The following is a 17,139-nucleotide window of genomic DNA, read 5'->3' as shown; positions in this document are numbered from 1 at the left end:
TCGTGAACCTAGGGACGACGGGCGGACCGGTCCGCTCGCCACACCGGCGGCGCCGTCGATCTGGGGCGTGTGGGACGGGTGGGGAGCGCGGGCTACCGTCGCACCGCGTGACCCTCGTCGTCGAACCCGCGCAGCCCGCCGACTTCCCCGCCATCGCCGACCTCACGGTGCAGACCTACGTGTCGCAGGGGTGGGCGCCGCCGGAGTACCAGGAGAAGCTGGCCGACGTCGCCGGTCGTGCCGCGCAGTCGCACCTGCTGGTCGCCCGGCTCGACGGCGCCCTCGTCGGCAGCGTGGCCCTGGTGCTCGACGGCGAGTTCGGCGAGGTGACCGAGGGCCCGCACGAGGCGGCGTTCCGGATGCTCGTCGTGGACACGACCGTGCGTGGTCGGGGCATCGGCGAGGCCCTGGTGCGAGCCTGCCTGCAGCGCGCGGCGGACGCCGGCAAGACCGCGATGGTGCTGTCGACCGACCCGCGCATGACCGCCGCGCACCGGCTCTACGAGCGGCTGGGGTTCACCCGGCTGCCCGAGCGCGACTGGTCGCCGGTCCCGGGCACCGACCTGCTGGTCTACCGCCGGGACGTCGCCTAGAAGGCGTACCGGACCGTCAACCAGGGGGCGTGCTGCGCGATCAGCCCCCGGAGCCGGGCCACCGCCGCCCGCTTGACGTCGGCCCGGTAGCGCACGTTGAGCTGGCCGTTCTGCGAGGTCTTGACCTCCTGCAGGTCCGGGCGCCACAGCGCCGCCTCGGCCTGCGGGTGCCAACCCAGGTTGACCTCGTGCAGCGCCTCGTTGTGGGTCAGCATGATCACCTCGGCGGCGGCCTGCGCGCGGGTGGCGGGGTCGAGGACGTCGGACAGCTGCTGCAGCAGCGCCGTCCAGTCGGCCTCCCAGCCCTCCCGCAGCACGACGGGTGAGAGGTTGAGGTGCACCTCGTACCCGGCGGCGACGAAGTCGTCGGCCGCAGCGATCCGCTCGGCCACCCGGCTGGTGCGCACGTCGAGCAACCGGGCGTCGTCGTCGGGCATGACCGAGAACCGGATGCGGGTGCGCCCGCGCGGGTCGAGGTCCAGCAGCTGCCGGTTGACCCACTTCGTCGCGAACGACGCCTTGGCCGTGGGCAGCTCGGCGAACAGCGCCACCAGGTCGGCCACGTTGTCGCTGACCACGGCGTCGACCGAGCAGTCGCCGTTCTCGCCGACGTCGTAGACCCAGGCCGCGGGGTCGCACTGGTCGGGCTCGGGCTTCGGGCCCAGCTTCGCGACGTGCCGGCGCAGGTGCGCGGTGATCTGCTCGATGTTGGTGAACACGGTGATCGGGTTGGCGTAGCCCTTGCGGCGGGGCACGTAGCAGTAGGCGCAGGCCATCGCGCAGCCGTTGGCCGCCGACGGGGCGATCCAGTTCGCCGATCGGCCGTTCTCGCGGGTGGCGATGGACTTCTTCACCCCGAGCACCAGCGTCTCGGTCTTCACCCGCACCCAGCGCTCGACGTTGCCGGCGTTGCCGTGCAGCTCGGGCACGCCCCAGTGGCTGGCGACCTCGACCACCTCGGCGGCCGGGAAGCGGGCGAGCACCTGCCGGCCCCGCGGGGACGCCGCGGCGGCGGGTTCGGCGTAGATCCGCCGCACCTGCAGCAGCCGGTTCTCCACCGGGGTCTCCGCGGCCCGGGCCTCGGCGTCGTCCAGCTCGTCGAACAGGCTCGGCTGGGACACCCGCAGGGAATGCCCCGCCGCGGTCAGGTCAACACGTCGACGACGAGCCAGGCGTTCAGCGCGGTGACCGCGACCGCCACCAGGACGGCGGCGGCCGTCGTCGTCGCACGGTTGACCCAGGCGCCCATGACCGAGCGGCGGGCCGTGAGCCACACCAGCGGCACCAGCGCGAACGGGATGCCGAAGCTGAGCACCACCTGCGACCAGACCAGTGCCGTGGTGGGGTCCGCGCCCCACACCAGCAGGCCCACGGCCGGCGCGACGGTGATGGTGCGGCGCAGCAGCACGGGGATGTGCTTCTGCAGGAACCCGGCCATCACCACCTGGCCGGCGTGCGTGCCGACCGAGGACGCCGCGAACCCCGACGCCAGCAGGGCCAGCGCGAACGCGATCGAGGCACCCTGGCCCGACTGCTCGGCCAGCCCGGCGTGCACGCTCTCCAGGCTCTGCTCGCCCTGGCCGGCGAACAGCCCGGCCGCCACCACCAGCAGGACGGCGTTGACCAGCCCGGCCAGCACCATCGCCAGCAGGACGTCGAGCCGCTGGGCGCGCAGCAGCCGGCCCCGCCCGGCCCGGGTGCGCCCGGCGGTCACGGCGTCCCCGTAGCGGCCCGGGGTCAGAGCGGAGTGCACGTAGACGACGTGCGGCATCACGGTGGCGCCCAGGATGCCGACCGCGAGCACCGCGGCGTCCCCCGTCAGCGGCGTGGGCGCCAGCCCCGCGACGACGCCGGCGGGGTCGACCCCGGCGTCGACCATCGTGTAGCCGAAGCCGGCGGCGATCACGAGCAGGCACCCGGTCACCGCCCGCTCGAACGGCCGGTGGCCGAACCGCTGCAGGCCCAGCAGTGCGAAGGCGACGCCGGCGGTGAGCAACCCGCCGATCGGCAGCGGGATGCCGAACAGCAGGTTCAGCGCCACGGCGCCGCCGACGATCTCGGCCAGGTCGGTGGCGATCGCGACCACCTCGGCCTGCGCCCAGAGCAGGCGGGTCAGCGGCTTCGGCAGGGTCAGCCGGCACAGCGTGGCCAGGTCGCGCCCGGTGGCCAGCCCCAGCTTGGCGGTGAGCGTCTGCACCAGCACGGCCAGCACGTTCGCCGCCACGACCACCCACAGCAGCGTGTAGCCGAAGGAGGCCCCGGCCGTGGCGTTGGTGGCCACGTTGCCCGGGTCGACGTAGGCGATCGCCGCGACGAAGGCCGGGCCGAGCATGGGCCACAACCGCGCACGTCGGGCAGCAGCGGGTCGGGGTGCGGGTCGCTGGGGAGCGGGGGGCGGCAGCGTGGCGGCCTCGACGCGGCTGAGGAACACGCCCTCTCCGTGCCCGGGGCAGGGGCCCGCGGGGGCCGGGCGGTGGCCCTCGCGGGCCAAACCTCGACAGCGGAACGTGGCACGGCCGGGCCAAGGTCACGCCCCGGGTGGCCGTGGGCGCCGAGGTGCGGTGGGCTCGAGTCGTCCACCCGAGGTCCAGCCCGCGGCCGTCCTGCCCCACGACGCCGCGAGGACCACCGATGCCGCCACCCCGCACCCCGTCCACCGACCTAGTGCTGCGGATCCAGCCCCACCCGACCAGCCAGCGCCGCCGCCTCGGTGCGGCTGCTCACCCGCAGCTGCCGCAGCAGACCGGCCACCAGCCGCTTGGCGGTGCGCTCGGAGACGTGCAGGGCCAGCGCGATGTCCAGCGTCGACGTCCCCGCGGCCACCAGCCGCCACAGCCGCCGGTCGTCGGCGGACAGCCGGCCGAGCACGCCCTGGTCCTCCCGGGGCGCGGCGTCGGCCAGCATGCGGTGCAGCAGCGCCGTGGGCACGACCGACCAGCCCTGCAGCAGTGCCAGCAGCGGGGGCACCAGCGCCTCGGGGTCGCTGGTCTTGGGCAGGAACGACTCCGCCCCGGCCCGCAGCGACTCGAGCTGCTCGTCCTCGTCGGGGGTGCCCGACAGGGCCACCACGCGCACACCCGGTGCGGTGCGGCGGATGGCCTGGATGGCCCGCACCCCGCCGGGCGGGGGCATCGAGAGGTCCACCAGCGCCAGGTCGGCCTGCGCGCGGCGCACCAGGGCCGCGGCGGCCGAGGCGTCGTCGGTCGTGCCGACGACGCGCACCCGGCCGCTGCTCACCACGGGCAGCAGGGCGGCCAGCCCGCGGCTGAACAGGGCGTGGTCGTCGACCAGGACGACGTCGACGGGGCGCGCGTCCGTCGTCGCCGCCGGGGGTGGTGCAGCGTGGGGATCGGGGTGCACGTGCTGTCCTCACCGGGGTCACGGGGTGGCCTCGGGCGTGGCTGGCCCGGGACACCGCAGGGGGAGGTGTATCCGTGACGATCGGCCTCGACACACCGCCCGCCCCGCCGCGGTGGCGGTCGCGCATGCGCCGGCGCGGCGCGGCTCCCGCGATCAGCACCCAGGACGCCGTCCTGCGGGCGCTGTGCCACGACCTGGGCACCCCGTTGGCGTCGCTGCGGGCGCTGCTGGCCCACCTCGACGGACCGCACCCGGTCGAGGACGGCAGCGAGCTCACCGAGCTGGCCCTGGCCCAGGCCGACAGCCTGGTGTCGATGCTGCGCACCGCGGTGGCCACCGGCGGCGCGCTGCCCGGCGGGTGGCCGCGCCCGCTGGTCGACGTCGTCCGGGCGAGCCTGCAGGCCTCGGGGCTGCCGGCCGGGCAGGTGCGGCTGGCGATGGCGCCGGACGCCGCCGTGGTGCTGGTCGGGGACGCCCGCGTGCAGCGGATCCTGACCAACCTGTTGGAGAACGCCCACCGGCACGGCGAGGGGCGCCCGGTGGTGCTGGCCGTGGGCGCCCGGCCCGGGTGGGCGCGGCTCGTGGTGACCCAGGACGGCGTGCCCGACCGCGTGGTCGCCGACCTGCAGGCCGAGCGGCCCCCGACCGACCTGACCGGCCTGGGGCTGTGGTCGGTGCAGCGGCAGACCCACGAGCTGGGCGGGCAGGTGGGCTGCCGGCGGGACGACGCCGGCCTCAGCGTGGTGGTCGACCTGCCCGACCGGTGAAGCAGGCCCGCGGGGGCCACCGACCGGCCCCGGTGGGCCACCGGGGGTGGGGAGGAAGGGGTCGAGGCCGCGACGCGGTGCACGACGCCGAGCACCACCCAGCACCCAGGAGACCCCGTGTTCACCCACACCCACGCACTGCAGTTCGAGGCCAAGCCCGACGGCCCCGACGCCGACTTCGCCCGCAAGATGCAGGAGGTGCTCGGTGGCCAGTGGGGCGAGATGACCGTCGCCACCCAGTACCTGCTCCAGGGCTGGAACTGCCGCCTGCCCGGCAAGTACAAGGACATGCTGCTGGCGATCGGCACCGAGGAGCTCGCCCACGTCGAGATGATCGTGACGATGATCGACCGGCTGCTGGACCACGCGCCGCTCAAGCCCGACGCCGCCGACCGCACCAAGGAGGCGGCCGCCGGCTACGGGATGACCAACCCGCAGCACACCATCGCCAACGGCGGCGGCGCGTCCTACATGGACAGCATGGGCAACCCCTGGACCGGTGCCTACGTCACCGCCAGCGGCAACCTGTTCGCCGACTTCTCCTACAACGCCACCGCCGAGATGCAGGGCCGCCTGCAGGTCGCCCGCCTGTGGAACATGACCGACGACCACGGCGTGAAGGACCTGCTCCGCTTCCTGCTCACCCGCGACCACATGCACCAGCAGCAGTGGCTCGCCGCTATGGAGGAGCTCAAGGCCGACGGCCTGGACGGCATCCCGGTGCCCGAGGCGTTCCCGCTCGACGAGGAGCTGCCGGAGTTCGCGCACGTGTTCATCGACGCCTCCGACGGCCCGGACGCCGCATCCGGCCGCTGGGCCAACGGCCCGGCACTGGACGGCAGCGACAACACGCTCTCGGCCGCCCCGATCGCCGCGCACGCCGACGCCCCGATCCTGCCGCCGGGCGACCCCCGCCTGTACGGCACGCCTCCGGCAGACATGACCGGCCTGCTGCAGAAGGCCAAGGACGCCCTCAAGTAGGCGCTCCGCCCCACCCACCGCAGGACCCGTCACCACCGATGGACGAGGTGTCCCCGTGCTCCCCAGCTCCCGTTCGCTGCCCCTGCTGCTGATCCTGGCGCTCGCGGTGCTCGTCGCCGTCGCGGTCCCCGGGGCCTCGCCCCTGGCCGGCGTCGTCGTGGCCGCGGGGCTGCTGCACCGCCTGGCCGTCTGTCACCACCGCCGCGCCCCTGTCCCGGTCGCCGCGCCCGCCGCGGCGCCGGCGATCCCCTGACCCACCCGTACACCCAGGAGGAACAGATGTCCCACTCCCTCGACGCCCCCGGCGACACCACCAGCTCGACCGACAGCACTCCCGGCAGCACCAAGGACGTCGCGAAGGACCAGGCTGCCCAGGTCGGGCAGTCCGCCGCCGGCGCCGCCCAGCAGGTCGCCGGCACCGCCGCCGAGCAGGCCAAGCAGGTCACCGGTGAGGCCCGCCGGCAGGCCTCCGACCTGCTCGAGCAGGGCCGCGGCCAGGCCACCGAGCAGGCCCGCGCCGGCCAGCAGAAGGCGGCCGAGAGCCTCGGTGCCCTGGCCGACGAGCTGCGCTCGCTGACCAACGGCGAGGGCGGCTCCGGGCCGGCCACCGACCTGCTCCGCCAGGCCACCGACCGGGTCGAGGGCCTGGCCGGTCACCTGCGCGACCGCGAGCCCGGTGACCTGCTCGAGGACGTCCGCCGCTTCGCCCGCCGCCGTCCGGGCGCGTTCCTGGTCGGCGCGGCCGTGGCCGGCGTGCTCGCCGGCCGGCTCACCACCGGCGTCGTCGCCGCGCACAAGGACGACACCGCGTCGTCCTCGGGCACCCCGGGGACCGCGGGGACACCGGGGACCGCGGGGACACCGCCGCACGACGTCACCACCGGGACCGGACCGCTGCCCGGTGCCGTGCCGTCGCCGGTCGCCCCCGCCGTCACGCCCCCCGTCACGCCCCCCGTCGTCGCGCCGGCCGGGGGCTCGGACCTGCCGCCCGCGGTGCCGCCGGCCACCCCGCCGTCCGCGGGCCCCGGCTACGACCCGGTGACCGGGTACAGCCCCGTGCCGCCCTCGCCCTACAGCGGTGGTCAGGCATGAGCACCCCCTACGGCGCCCACGGCGAGCACCCCGGCGTCAGCCCGACCGACGTCAGCGCGGCCGCCGCCCCGCACGCCGGCATGGGCCGGCAGACCGAGGACGGCCACCCCGACGTCGAGGGCGTGCCGGTCGGCAAGCTCATCGGTGACGTCAGCCGCGACCTGTCGACCCTCATGCGCCAGGAGCTCGCGCTGGCCAAGGCGGAGCTCACCGTCGAGGCCAAGAAGGCCGGCGCCGGCGCCGGGATGCTCGGCGGCGCCGGCTACGCCGGTCACCTGACCGTGCTGTTCCTCAGCCTCGCCCTGTGGGCGGCGCTGGCCAGCGCCATCCCCGCGGGCTGGGCGGCGCTGATCGTCGCCCTCGTCTGGGGCGTCGTGGCCGCCGTGCTGTTCGTCCTGGGCCGCAAGCGCCTGAAGACCGTCAACCCCACGCCCGAGCGCACGGTGGAGACCCTCCAGCGGGTCCCCGACGCCGTCACCCCCCGTTCCTGACCCCCGAGAGGACCCCCAGATGACCACCAGCAACGACCCCGACGTCATCCGCCAGCAGATCGAGGCCACCCGCGCCGACCTCGGCTACGACGTCGACGCGCTCAACGAGAAGGTCAACCCCGCCCGCGTGGTCGACCGCCGGGTGACCCGCACCAAGCAGGCCGTCGACGACCTGCGCGGCAAGGTCTTCGGCTCGGACTCCTCGTCGGCCGGCGCGGTCAGCGCCCGGGCGCACGACGCCGCGCAGGGCATCGCCCAGGCTCCCGACGCCGCCCTGTCGGGCACCCGTGGCAACCCCGTCGCCGCCGGGCTGATCGCCTTCGGCGTGGGCTGGCTGGTCTCCTCCCTGCTGCCCACCAGCGAGAAGGAGAAGCAGCTCGCCGCCCAGGTGGAGGAGGCCGCCCAGCCGCTGCTGGAGAACGCCAAACAGGTCGCCCAGGACGCCGCGCAGGAGCTGCAGCCCGCCGCCCAGGAGGCGCTGCAGTCGGTGCAGAGCACCGCGACCGACGCCGTGCAGGCGGTCAAGGAGCAGGGCCAGTCGGCCGCCGGCGACGTGCAGGACCAGGCCCAGCAGGCCAAGGAGACCGTGCAGGACCAGCGGTGACCGGCCCCCTCCAGCAGGTGCTGGGCAAGGCCGCCGAGTTCGGGGGGACGGCGCTGGCCAAGCTGCAGCACACGCACGTCCCCGGGGTGGGGCAGGCGTCCACCACCGAGCCGCGCGAGGTGGCCGCCGCCCGCTGGCGGGCCGTCACGGTCTTCCGGGACGACCTCGCCGGCCCGTTCCCCGAGCTCGAGGCCCTCGGCCCCGACCTCGAGGTGCGGATGCAGCCGGCCCCCGGTGACCGCGGGACCGAGCTGTCGGCCCGGTTCCACGGCACCCCCACCGACGAGCAGGTCGGCGAGCTGCGGGCGGCCCTGCGCCGCACCAAGCAGCTCGCCGAGGTGGGGGAGGTGCTGCGGGTGGACCCCCAGCCGCACGGCACCCGGAAGGCCACGCTGCAGGGCGCCGCGCTGGAGGGCGCCGCGGCCCGGGCGCCGAAGGAGGGCGTGCTGTGAAGGCCGCGATCTGGGCCGGGGTCAACGAGGTCGCCGTGGAGGAGGTCGACGAGCCGCAGCTGCTCAACGACCACGACGTCATCCTGAAGATCAGCAAGACGGTCACCTGCGGGTCGGACCTGCACCTCATCGGCGGGTACATCCCGGCGATGCGGGCCGGCGACGTGCTGGGCCACGAGTTCACCGGCACCGTCGTCGAGCGCGGCAAGGCCGTGACGAAGGTGCAGGTGGGCGACCGGGTCGTCGTCCCGTCGTTCATCGCCTGCGGGCACTGCTGGTACTGCTCGCAGGAGCTGTACTCCCTCTGCGACAACGGCAACCCGAACCCCGGGATCACCGAGGGCCTGTGGGGCCAGAGCCCGGGCGGCTGCTTCGGCTACTCCCACGCCATGGGTGGGTTCGCCGGCAGCCACGCCGAGTACATGCGGGTGCCCTACGCCGACGTCGGCTGCTTCGTCGTCCCCGACGCGGTGTCCGACACCCGGGCGCTGTTCGCCTCGGACTCGGTGACCACCGGCTGGACCGGCGCGCACCTGGGTGGCACGAAGCCCGGGGACGTCGTCGCGGTGTGGGGCGCCGGCGCGGTGGGCCAGATGGCCGCGCGGGCCGCCATCCTGTTGGGCGCCGAGCAGGTGGTGGTGATCGACCGGCTGCCCGAGCGGCTGGCGCAGGTGCGCCAGCACATCGGGGCCGAGGCGGTGGACTACTCCACCACCGACGTCGTCGCCGAGCTGCGCGAGCGCACCGGCGGCCGCGGGCCCGACGTGTGCATCGAGGCCGTGGGGATGGAGGCGCACAGCACCGGGATCCAGGGTGCCTTCGACCAGGTCAAGCAGCAGCTGCGGCTGCAGACCGACCGGCCCTCGGCCGTGCGGGAGGCCATCCGGGCCTGCCGCAAGGGCGGGAGCGTCTTCGTGCTCGGCGTCTTCGCCGGCCCCGTCGACAAGTTCCCCCTCGGGGCGGCGATGAACAAGGGCCTCACCGTGCGGGGCGCCCAGCAGCACGGCCAGCGGTACGTGCCGGAGATCCTCGCCCACATGGAGAGCGGGGCCCTCACCACCGAGCACCTCGCCACCCACACGATGCCGCTGTCGCAGGCGGCCGAGGGCTACCGGATCTTCAAGGAGAAGGAGGACGGCTGCGTGCGCACGGTCTTCGAACCGGGCGGGTGAGCTCAGCCCCGGCGGACGGGCGGACCCAGGAGCAGCGACGGGCCGAGACCGAGCGCCGCGTCCTCGACGCCGCCACCCGGTTGATCGCCCAGCGCGGGTCCGGTGCGGTGACGCTCGCCGAGGTGGGGCGCGAGGCCGGCTACAGCCGGGGGATCGTGCACGCAGCGTTCGGCAGCCGCGACGAACTGCTCGGCGCCGTCGTCCGCGACGCCCAACGCTTCGCCGTCCCGCCGGTCGAGGCCGCAGGTCTGGCCCAGCTGACCGCCGTGGTCCGGGCCTACCTGGGCAACGTGCGCGAGCGGCAGCCCTCGACCGGAGCGTTCCTGCTGCTGTGGGCCGAGTCGGTGGCCGGCGAACCCGTGCTGGCGCCGTTGTTCGCCGAGCGCGACGCCTCGTTCCGCGCCGCCCTGGCCGACCTGGTCCGGGCGGGCGTCGCGGACGGTTCGGTGCGGTCCGACGCCGACGCCGACGCCCTGGCGGCAGCGCTGCTGGGCCTGCTGCGGGGGATCGGCATGCAGGTGGTCGCCCCGGCCGGGGTGACCGCCGACGATGCTTTCGTGCAACAGGTGGTGGACCTGCTGGCCCGCGGCCTCGCCGGCTGACCGGGACGGTCGCGGAGCGGTGTCGACCCCGGCGCGGTGCTCAGACGGCGCGGGCCGCCAGGCCGCCGTCCACCGGCAACAGCACGCCGGTGACGTAGCGGGACTCGTCCGAGGCCAGGAACAGGGCCGCGTCGGCGACGTCCTGCGCGGTGCCCGCACGGCCGGTCGGGCTCAGCACGTCGCGCTCGGCCCGCACCTGGTCGTCGTCCGCCTCGCCGCCCAGCTGCGCGTAGACCAGCGGGGTGTCGATCAGCCCGGCCAGCACCGCGTTCACCCGCACGCCGCGGGCGGCGTACTGCAGGGCCAGGCTGCGCGTGAGCTGGTTCACCCCGGCCTTCGCCGCGGCGTAGCCCGGGTACGGGTACCCGGTCCAGCGGATCGATGCCGTCGACGAGACGTTGACCATCGACCCACCGCGCTCGAGCAGGTGCGGCATCGTGGCCTGGGCCGCGAGGAACACCGTGTCCAGGTTCAGCGCCAGCGTGCGGTGCCAGTCGGTCAGGGTGAGCTCGTCGAGCCCGCCGAGGCGCGCCGCTCCCACGGTGTTCTGCACGACGTCGATCCGGCCCAGGTGCGCCACCGCCTGGGCGACGGCCCGCTGCACCTGGCCGGGGTCGGTCACGTCGGCGACGAGGGCGACGGCCGCACCGCCGCTGTCCTCACCGATCGCCGCCACCGTGCGCTGCGCGGCCTCGGGGTCCCGGTCGACCACCGCCACGCGGGCGCCGTGCCGGGCGAACGTCGTCGCCGACGCGGCCCCGATCGAGACGACGCCGCCGGGGCCGGTGTTCAGGCCGCCACCGAAGACCACGGCGGCCTTGCCGGCCAGCCGGCCCTCAGCCACCCTGGCCGGCCCGCGGGCCCGGGGTGTCCGCGAGGAACGCGAGCAGCGCCGTCGCGAAGTGCTCGGGTCCCTCGAAGAACGGGAAGTGCGACCCGCCCTCCTCGGCGGTGAAGACGCGCAGCTGCGCGCCCGGGACGTGCGCGGCGGTCCACCGCTGGGAGTCCGGCGACACGTGGCTGACCTCGCCGCCCACGACGAGCACCGGGACGTCGATGCGCGGCAGCACGTCGCGCCAGTCCTGCATCGCGTGGTCCAGCAGCAGCCGCGCCCCCCACCCGCCGGGCATCTGCAGGTTCTCCGCGAACAGGTGCGCGAGGTCGTCGGCGGGGACGGCGTCCGACAGCATCGACGCGAGGAAGGCGTGCCGTGCCTCGCGGGCGTCGGGGGCACCGACCGCACCCACGAACCCCTCGGTGGTCGGGAAGTCGAGGATCGCGCCGGCTTCGGCGCCCTGCTCCGGGGTCATCCAGGGGAGCACCACGCACGCGCTGGGCTGGTCGAGGACCACGAACGAGTCCAGCGACCCGGTGCCGTGGTTGTCGACCAGGCTCCACCCGACCGAGGCGCCCATCGAGTGGCCCACCAGGTCGTAGGAGGAGAGCCCGAGGTGCCCGGTGAGCTCGTGCAGGTCGGTGGCCAGCCGCGCGATCCGTGCCCCGTGGTCGGGCTTGGCCGACAGCCCGTGGCCGCGCTGGTCGTAGCTGACGACACGGTGGTGCTCGGCCAGCGAGGGGACCACCCGGTCCCAGGTGGCACGGGACTGCGACCAGCCGTGCACGAGCACCAGGGTGCGGCCGCTCGCGGTGGGTCCGGTGTCGCGGACGTCGAGGTCGACGCCGTCGCTGGTGGTGAACGTGCTCATCGGGCCCTCCTGCCGGGTCGCCGTCGACCCACGCAGGTGATCATCGGCGGGGTGTGACCCACGGCACCACCTCCGGGGAGAGCAGGTCGCGGCGCCCGGTTGCTCGCCCGCGAGCAACCGGGCGGCCGGTCAGCCGTCGAGCAAGCGGGCCACGGCGAGGCCCAGGTGCAGCCGCAGCCGGGTCTTACCGTCGTCGAGGTCGGCACCGGTCAGCTCGCGGACGCGGTCCAGCCGGTAGTGCAACGTGGTGCGGTGCACGTGCAGCGCCTCGGCAGCCACCGGTGCGCGCCCCCCGGCGTCGAGCCAGGCGGCCAGGGTGCCGGTGAGCCGGCCCTCGGGGTCGGCCGCCCGGAGCGCGACCAGCTCGGGCGGCAGGGCGGTCTCGTCCCACCGCTCGGCCGGCACCCGCAGCAGCACGGCGTGGACCCCGAGCGCCGACCCGTCGACGACCGGCCCCGGTGCGAGGCGGGGGACCGCCCTCGTGGCCAGTTCGGCCGGGCGGTGCGAGCGCCAGGCCTCGGCCAGACCGCGGACGCCGGGCCCGGTGCCGGCGACGGCGCCGAACCGGCCGGCGGCCACCGCGGTCAGCTCGGCCACCGCGCGGCCGGCCAGCTCGGCCGTGGCGGCGTCGTCCAGCGGGCCGGCGGTGACCACGAGGCCGGTGCCGGTGGTCGGGTCCGCCGGGTCGACGGCGCCGAGCACGGCCGCCCCGGGGCGCGACGCCAGCACGTCGAGCCCCCGCCGGACGGCGGCCCGGGCCTGCCCGACGTCGCCCGGGCCCACCCCGGTCGCGCGCAGGACGACGGCGCGCACGTGCCGGCCGGACGGGGCGGCACCGGTGGTGGCCAGGTCGGCCAGTGCCCGCTCCCGCTCGGTGGGCACCCCGGACAGCAACCCGCCGACGGCGGCCGCGGTGGCCGCCGTCGCGGCGGTGGCGGCGTGCCGCTCGCCCTCCATGACGGCGGCCAGCCGGGTGCCCGCGGCCTCGATCAGCTCGACGTCGTCGGCCGCCAGCTCACCGCGGGCGTCGATCACCATCAGCAGACCGAGCAGCTCGCCGTGCCAGCGCACCGGCAGGCACCACCGCGGGTGCATGCCGATGCCGGGTGCTGCCGGGATCCAGCCCGCGGCCCGCCACGACGCCACCCCGCTGCCCAGCACGTGCGCCACCGCCGCGCTGCCGGCATCGCGCTGCAGCACCGCCCGCACCCGGACGTCGTCCTCGTCGCCGAAGTGCCGGCTGGTGGCCAGCATGCGCACCTGGGGGTCGTCGACCACCACCGAGCGCTGCAGCTGCTCGGCGAGGGAGTCCACCAGCTGCTGGAGCCGGTCGGAGGGCATCCGGGGATCCTAGGGTGGGGGTCCACCGACAAGGAGCTGCCCCGTGACCGCACCCCGCCGTGCCCTGGTCGTCGTCGACGTCCAGGTGCAGTACACGACCGGCCCGCTGGAGATCCAGCACCCGCCGCACACCGCGTCCGTCGGCGCGATCGGCCGCGCCCTCGACGCGGCCGCCGCCGCGGACCTGCCCGTGGCGGTGGTGCAGCACACCAGCGGGCCCGGCGCGCCGGTCTTCGACCCGACCACCCCCGAGTGGCAGCTGCACCCCGAGGTCGAGCGCCGGCTGCGCCCGGAGTGGTTCCGCACCGAGAAGCAGTTCGGCACCGTGTTCGCCGGCACCGAGCTGCTCGCCTGGCTCCGCGAGCACGACGTCGACACGGTCACCCTGGTCGGCTACATGGCGAACAACTGCGTGCTGGCCTCGGCGGCCGAGTCCGAGGTGCACAGCCTGCGCGCCGAGGTGCTCGCCGACGCCACCGGCTCGATCGACCTGGTCAACGAGGCCGGGTCGGTGCCCGCGCGGGAGGTGCACACCGCGCTCATGGCGCTGCTGCACTCCAACTGGGCCGCGGTCGCCGACACCGACGCCTGGGTGGCCGCGGTGGGCGAGGGCGCAGCCCTGCCCGGGTCGAACCTGGTCGTCTCGGCCACCGGCGGCCGCGCGGGCTGACCCCCGCTCAGTGCAGGGCGGCGTCGGGCGCGGTGCGCCGCCAGCCGGTGACGGTGACGACCAGGCCGTCGCGGGTCGGGGCGCAGCAGTAGGGCCCGGCGCGCAGCTCGAGGTCCGGGTCGACCGGGGCGACCCGGACCAGCCGGAAGGGCTCGTCGTCGACCCGGGCGCGCACGGTGACCGCGTCGCCCTCGCGGCTGGCGCGCACGGTGACCTCGCGTCCGTGCCAGTCGGGCACGGGCGCGACCGACCAGTCCGACCGCCCGGCCGTGACGACGGCGCCGACCTGCGGCACGCCGTCGGACACCTCCACGCCGGCCTTCACCCACGTCTGCGGGGAGGCGCGCAGCAGCACCCCGGCCTGGTCGAACTGCTGGTCGTAGTCCAACCGGAAGCGCACCTCGACCGCGTCGCGCGCGCCGAAGGGGGCCAGCAGCCCGTGCGCGTCGTCGTGCACGAAGCCGTAGGAGGTCACCCGCCAGGCGTCGCTGCCGCGCACCGCGCTCACCTCGAGGCCCTCGTCGGTGCGGCGGACGGCGGCGGGCTCGGTGGTCCAGGTCGCGGCGGCGAGGAGGTCGGGGTCGATCACCGGACCATCCTCAGGCCTCGGCCCAGGAGCCGACCACCGCGACGTCGAGCGGGAAGTCGACGGGGAAGTCGCCGAACAGCAGCCGGCCGGCCTCGGCGGCGGCGGCCCGGACGGCGGCGGTGACCTCGTCGGCGAGGCCGGCGGGGGTGTGCACCACCACCTCGTCGTGCAGGAAGAACACCAGGTGCGGCCGATCGGTCAGCCGACCGTCGCCCAGGCGCCAGAGCCGGTTGCGCAGGTCGGCCAGCCAGCACGACGCCCACTCGGCGCCGGTGCCCTGCACGACGAAGTTGCGGGTGAACCGGCCCCACGAGCGGCGCCGGGCGTCGGCGGCGCGCCCGGACGCAGGGTCGTCGCCGCCGCCGAACGGGCCCGGTCGGGGTGATCCGCGGCCCAGCCTTGTCGTGACGACCTCACCGCGCTCGCCGGCCCGCGCCGCCTGCTCGACCAGGCCGAGCGCGGCGGGGTAGCGGCGGGCCAACCGGGGGAGCACCAGCCCGCTCTCGCCGCGGGTGCCGCCGTACAGCGCGCCGATGAGGCCGACCTTGGCCTGCGCGCGGGTGGCGACCACGCCGGCGTCGACCACGCCCTGGTACAGGTCGCGCGCACGGGCCGCCTCGGCCATCGCGGTGTCCCCGCTCATGCCGGCCAGCACGCGGGGCTCGAGCTGGGCGACGTCGGCGACGACGAACCGCCAGCCCTCGTCGGCCACCGCCGCCCCGCGCAGCTGGGCCGGCGCGCTGAGCGCGCCGCCGCCCTGCGCGGCCCAGCGGCCGGTGACCACCCCGCCGGGCAGCAGCACCGGGCGGAACCGCCCGTCGCGCACCCAGGTGTCCAGCCACGCCCAGCCGTTGGCCTGCACCAGCCTCAGCAGCTTCTTGTAGCGCAGCAGCGGCTCGATGCCGGGGTGGTCGATCTCGCGCAGGGTCCACGAGCGGGTGTCGTCGACGTCGAGCCCGCCGGCCCGCAGGCCGGCCAGCAGCTCGACCTGCGAGTCGGGGTTCAGCGCGGGCTGGCCGAACGCGGCCCGGATGCCCGGCAGCATGGCCTCCAGGCCCGCAGGTCGCTGCCCGGCGGGCGGGCGGGGACCGACGAGCTCGGTGAGCAGCCGGTCGTGGACGTCGGCCCGCCACGGCATGCCGGCGTGCTGCATCTCGGCGGCGACCAGCGCGGCCGCGGACTCGGCGGCCAGCAGCAGCCCGAGCCGGCCGCGCTGCGGGGACGCGGCCAGGGCCCGCTGCTGGGCGGCGTGCTCGGCGACCGGGTCGAGCTCGTCGGCGGGGTCGGCGAGGTCGAAGAGGGTGGCCTCCTCGGCCACCACCGGGGCCAGGGCGTCCCAGCCGTCGGTCCCCGGCCCGGCGAGCAGCTGCTGGTCGACGTGCGGGGACCGGCGCAGGACGGCGTGGGTCAGCCGCAGGTCGGTGCACCGCTCGACCCGCACGCCCGCGGCGAGGAGCGCGGGGTACCAGCGGGTGGCCTCGTCCCAGACCCAGCGGGGGCGGTCGGCCTCGTGCGCGGCGACCCAGGCGGGCAGCTCGGCGCGGGCCAGGTCGTGCGCGGTGCCGTCGTCGAGGTGCGCGCGGACACCGTCGCCCACCCGTTGCAGCACGACCGTCGACACCACGCGTGCAGTCTCGCGTGCGGGTCCGACACCGTCCGGCGCCCCCGGGCACCCTGCGCTCGACTGCGGGGTCCCGGCCCCGTCGGCGGACCGGGAGCGGACGCGGACCAGGCGTCCGGTGCGCGGCGCGAGCGCACAGGCGACCCTCAGCCCTCGCTGCCCGGCGGCCTGGGCGGGGCCACGACGGTGGGGGCATGACGACGAGCTACGAAGGCCGCCCGCTGCCCCGCCCCGACGAGGAGGTGGTCGACCAGGGCCTCCGGTTCGACCTGGACACCCTGCTGTCCCGCCGCCGCGTCCTGGGGTTCCTCGGCATCGGCGCGGCGACCCTCGGGCTCGCGGCCTGCGGGAGCAGCACGACGACCAGCGCGACGGCTGCGACGACGTCGACCACCTCGGCGGGGGAGATACCCGAGGAGACCGCTGGCCCCTACCCGGGCGACGGCTCCAACGGCCCGGACGTGCTGTCGCAGAGCGGCATCGTCCGCTCGGACATCACCACCAGCTTCGGCGAGCTGTCCGGCACCGCCGAGGGCGTCCCGATGACCCTGCGGCTCACGGTGCAGGACCTGGTGGAGGGGGCGCCGTACGAGGGCGCGGCGGTCTACGTGTGGCACGCCACCCGGGAGGGCGGCTACTCGCTGTACTCCGACGGCGTCACCGACCAGAACTTCCTGCGCGGCGTGCAGGTCGCCGATGCCGACGGGGTGGTGACCTTCACCAGCATCTGGCCGGCCTGCTACGACGGCCGGTGGCCGCACGTCCACTTCGAGGTCTACCCCGACGTGGACTCGATCACCGACTCGGCCAACGCGGTCGCCACGTCGCAGATCGCGATGCCGCAGGACGCCTGCGAGACCGTCTACGCCACCGACGGCTACGAGGCGTCGGTGGCCAACCTGTCCCGGGTCAGCCTGGCCACCGACGGCGTCTTCTCCGACGGCTGGGAGCTGGAGACCCCGACCGTCACCGGGTCGGTCGAGGACGGCTTCACGGTGACGATGGGCGTCGCCGTCGACACGTCCACCGCGGCCGGCGGCGGCTCGGTGGGCGGAGGGGGCGGCCCCGGCGGCGGTGGCCAGCCGCCGGGGCGCTGAG

20 protein-coding genes are annotated in these 17,139 nt (G+C 75.8%); 12 read left to right on the top strand and 8 right to left on the bottom strand.

The genetic code is table 11. The features are described 5' to 3' along the window. Positions 1–107: 107 nt before the first annotated feature. Entirely contained in the window at positions 108–593 is a 486-nt protein-coding gene (locus BLP29_RS15775) for a GNAT family N-acetyltransferase (RefSeq protein ID WP_165839402.1), read from the top strand. On the opposite strand, the gene BLP29_RS15770 is transcribed toward BLP29_RS15775, so the two are convergent. From BLP29_RS15770 to BLP29_RS15760, 3 genes are all read right to left on the bottom strand, one after another. Next, positions 590–1,714, bottom strand: coding sequence for a spore photoproduct lyase family protein (locus tag BLP29_RS15770; RefSeq protein ID WP_243470013.1), 1,125 nt, complete (start codon positions 1,712–1,714; stop codon positions 590–592). The genes BLP29_RS15775 and BLP29_RS15770 overlap by 4 nt on opposite strands. A gap of 23 nt (positions 1,715–1,737) precedes the next feature. Beyond that, complete coding sequence (locus tag BLP29_RS15765; protein WP_092806195.1) at positions 1,738–3,024, bottom strand: Nramp family divalent metal transporter; 1,287 nt, start codon at positions 3,022–3,024, stop codon at positions 1,738–1,740. A gap of 230 nt (positions 3,025–3,254) precedes the next feature. Further along, a complete protein-coding gene (locus BLP29_RS15760) occupies positions 3,255–3,953 on the bottom strand; it encodes a response regulator transcription factor (protein WP_092806193.1) in 699 nt (232 codons plus the stop codon). Between the two features lie 74 nt (positions 3,954–4,027). On the opposite strand from BLP29_RS15760, the gene BLP29_RS15755 reads away from it, so the two are divergent. The 9 genes from BLP29_RS15755 to BLP29_RS15715 all read left to right on the top strand — a co-directional run bounded on the left by BLP29_RS15755 (position 4,028) and on the right by BLP29_RS15715 (position 10,114). Continuing rightward, on the top strand, positions 4,028–4,720 hold the full coding sequence (locus BLP29_RS15755) for a sensor histidine kinase (protein ID WP_092806191.1): 693 nt from the start codon (positions 4,028–4,030) through the stop codon (positions 4,718–4,720). A 117-nt stretch (positions 4,721–4,837) separates the two neighbouring features. After that, entirely contained in the window at positions 4,838–5,701 is an 864-nt protein-coding gene (locus BLP29_RS15750; protein WP_092806189.1) for a manganese catalase, read from the top strand. Positions 5,702–5,756: 55 nt separating this feature from the next. Beyond that, positions 5,757–5,954, top strand: a complete 198-nt coding sequence (locus BLP29_RS21070; protein WP_165839401.1) for a hypothetical protein — start codon at positions 5,757–5,759, stop codon at positions 5,952–5,954. Positions 5,955–5,980: 26 nt separating this feature from the next. Next, a complete protein-coding gene (locus BLP29_RS15740) occupies positions 5,981–6,793 on the top strand; it encodes a hypothetical protein (protein ID WP_092806185.1) in 813 nt (270 codons plus the stop codon). Continuing rightward, on the top strand, positions 6,790–7,284 hold the full coding sequence (locus BLP29_RS15735; protein ID WP_092806183.1) for a phage holin family protein: 495 nt from the start codon (positions 6,790–6,792) through the stop codon (positions 7,282–7,284). Before BLP29_RS15740 ends, BLP29_RS15735 begins: the two co-directional genes overlap by 4 nt. 19 nt (positions 7,285–7,303) lie before the next feature. Further along, positions 7,304–7,888, top strand: a complete 585-nt coding sequence (locus tag BLP29_RS15730) for a DUF3618 domain-containing protein (RefSeq protein WP_092806181.1) — start codon at positions 7,304–7,306, stop codon at positions 7,886–7,888. Then, a complete protein-coding gene (locus BLP29_RS15725) occupies positions 7,885–8,340 on the top strand; it encodes a hypothetical protein (RefSeq protein ID WP_092806179.1) in 456 nt (151 codons plus the stop codon). Before BLP29_RS15730 ends, BLP29_RS15725 begins: the two co-directional genes overlap by 4 nt. After that, positions 8,337–9,512 carry a zinc-dependent alcohol dehydrogenase gene (locus BLP29_RS15720; RefSeq protein ID WP_092806177.1) on the top strand — a complete coding sequence of 392 codons (1,176 nt, stop codon included), beginning with the start codon at positions 8,337–8,339 and terminating at the stop codon, positions 9,510–9,512. Before BLP29_RS15725 ends, BLP29_RS15720 begins: the two co-directional genes overlap by 4 nt. Further along, entirely contained in the window at positions 9,509–10,114 is a 606-nt protein-coding gene (locus tag BLP29_RS15715) for a TetR/AcrR family transcriptional regulator (protein ID WP_092806175.1), read from the top strand. Before BLP29_RS15720 ends, BLP29_RS15715 begins: the two co-directional genes overlap by 4 nt. 40 nt (positions 10,115–10,154) lie before the next feature. On the opposite strand, the gene BLP29_RS15710 is transcribed toward BLP29_RS15715, so the two are convergent. The 3 genes from BLP29_RS15710 to BLP29_RS15700 all read right to left on the bottom strand — a co-directional run bounded on the left by BLP29_RS15710 (position 10,155) and on the right by BLP29_RS15700 (position 13,161). Beyond that, a complete protein-coding gene (locus BLP29_RS15710) occupies positions 10,155–10,958 on the bottom strand; it encodes an SDR family NAD(P)-dependent oxidoreductase (RefSeq protein WP_092806173.1) in 804 nt (267 codons plus the stop codon). Beyond that, positions 10,951–11,820 carry an alpha/beta fold hydrolase gene (locus tag BLP29_RS15705; RefSeq protein WP_092806171.1) on the bottom strand — a complete coding sequence of 290 codons (870 nt, stop codon included), beginning with the start codon at positions 11,818–11,820 and terminating at the stop codon, positions 10,951–10,953. The genes BLP29_RS15710 and BLP29_RS15705 overlap by 8 nt, the downstream gene beginning before the upstream one ends. A 129-nt stretch (positions 11,821–11,949) precedes the next feature. Then, positions 11,950–13,161 carry a PucR family transcriptional regulator gene (locus tag BLP29_RS15700; RefSeq protein ID WP_092806169.1) on the bottom strand — a complete coding sequence of 404 codons (1,212 nt, stop codon included), beginning with the start codon at positions 13,159–13,161 and terminating at the stop codon, positions 11,950–11,952. 43 nt (positions 13,162–13,204) lie between these two features. On the opposite strand from BLP29_RS15700, the gene BLP29_RS15695 reads away from it, so the two are divergent. After that, on the top strand, positions 13,205–13,831 hold the full coding sequence (locus BLP29_RS15695; protein WP_092806166.1) for an isochorismatase family protein: 627 nt from the start codon (positions 13,205–13,207) through the stop codon (positions 13,829–13,831). A 7-nt stretch (positions 13,832–13,838) separates the two neighbouring features. Here the strand turns inward: BLP29_RS15695 and BLP29_RS15690 are convergent, their stop codons facing one another. Both BLP29_RS15690 and BLP29_RS15685 read right to left on the bottom strand, forming a co-directional pair. Beyond that, on the bottom strand, positions 13,839–14,420 hold the full coding sequence (locus BLP29_RS15690) for a DUF1349 domain-containing protein (protein ID WP_092806164.1): 582 nt from the start codon (positions 14,418–14,420) through the stop codon (positions 13,839–13,841). A 10-nt stretch (positions 14,421–14,430) separates the two neighbouring features. Then, a complete protein-coding gene (locus tag BLP29_RS15685) occupies positions 14,431–16,041 on the bottom strand; it encodes a bifunctional 3'-5' exonuclease/DNA polymerase (RefSeq protein WP_092806462.1) in 1,611 nt (536 codons plus the stop codon). Positions 16,042–16,235: 194 nt separating this feature from the next. On the opposite strand from BLP29_RS15685, the gene BLP29_RS15680 reads away from it, so the two are divergent. Then, positions 16,236–17,138 carry an intradiol ring-cleavage dioxygenase gene (locus BLP29_RS15680; RefSeq protein WP_092806161.1) on the top strand — a complete coding sequence of 301 codons (903 nt, stop codon included), beginning with the start codon at positions 16,236–16,238 and terminating at the stop codon, positions 17,136–17,138. The last annotated feature ends 1 nt before the right edge of the window (position 17,139 follow it).

Source organism: Klenkia marina (genome assembly GCF_900101025.1).
Taxonomy (GTDB): Bacteria; Actinomycetota; Actinomycetes; order Mycobacteriales; family Geodermatophilaceae; genus Klenkia; species Klenkia marina.
Note: the sequence above shows the minus strand (reverse complement) of the source record. Positions and strands in the feature narration are given on the sequence as shown.

What these genes read in the sequence shown, in the direction of transcription:
- BLP29_RS15705 (WP_092806171.1), bottom strand. Translation starts at nt 11,820, where the DNA reads ATGAGCACGTTCACCACCAGCGACGGCGTCGACCTCGACGTCCGCGAC.
- BLP29_RS15700 (WP_092806169.1), bottom strand. Translation starts at nt 13,161, where the DNA reads ATGCCCTCCGACCGGCTCCAGCAGCTGGTGGACTCCCTCGCCGAGCAG.
- BLP29_RS15735 (WP_092806183.1), top strand. Translation starts at nt 6,790, where the DNA reads ATGAGCACCCCCTACGGCGCCCACGGCGAGCACCCCGGCGTCAGCCCG.
- BLP29_RS15680 (WP_092806161.1), top strand. Translation starts at nt 16,236, where the DNA reads ATGACGACGAGCTACGAAGGCCGCCCGCTGCCCCGCCCCGACGAGGAG.
- BLP29_RS15740 (WP_092806185.1), top strand. Translation starts at nt 5,981, where the DNA reads ATGTCCCACTCCCTCGACGCCCCCGGCGACACCACCAGCTCGACCGAC.
- BLP29_RS15730 (WP_092806181.1), top strand. Translation starts at nt 7,304, where the DNA reads ATGACCACCAGCAACGACCCCGACGTCATCCGCCAGCAGATCGAGGCC.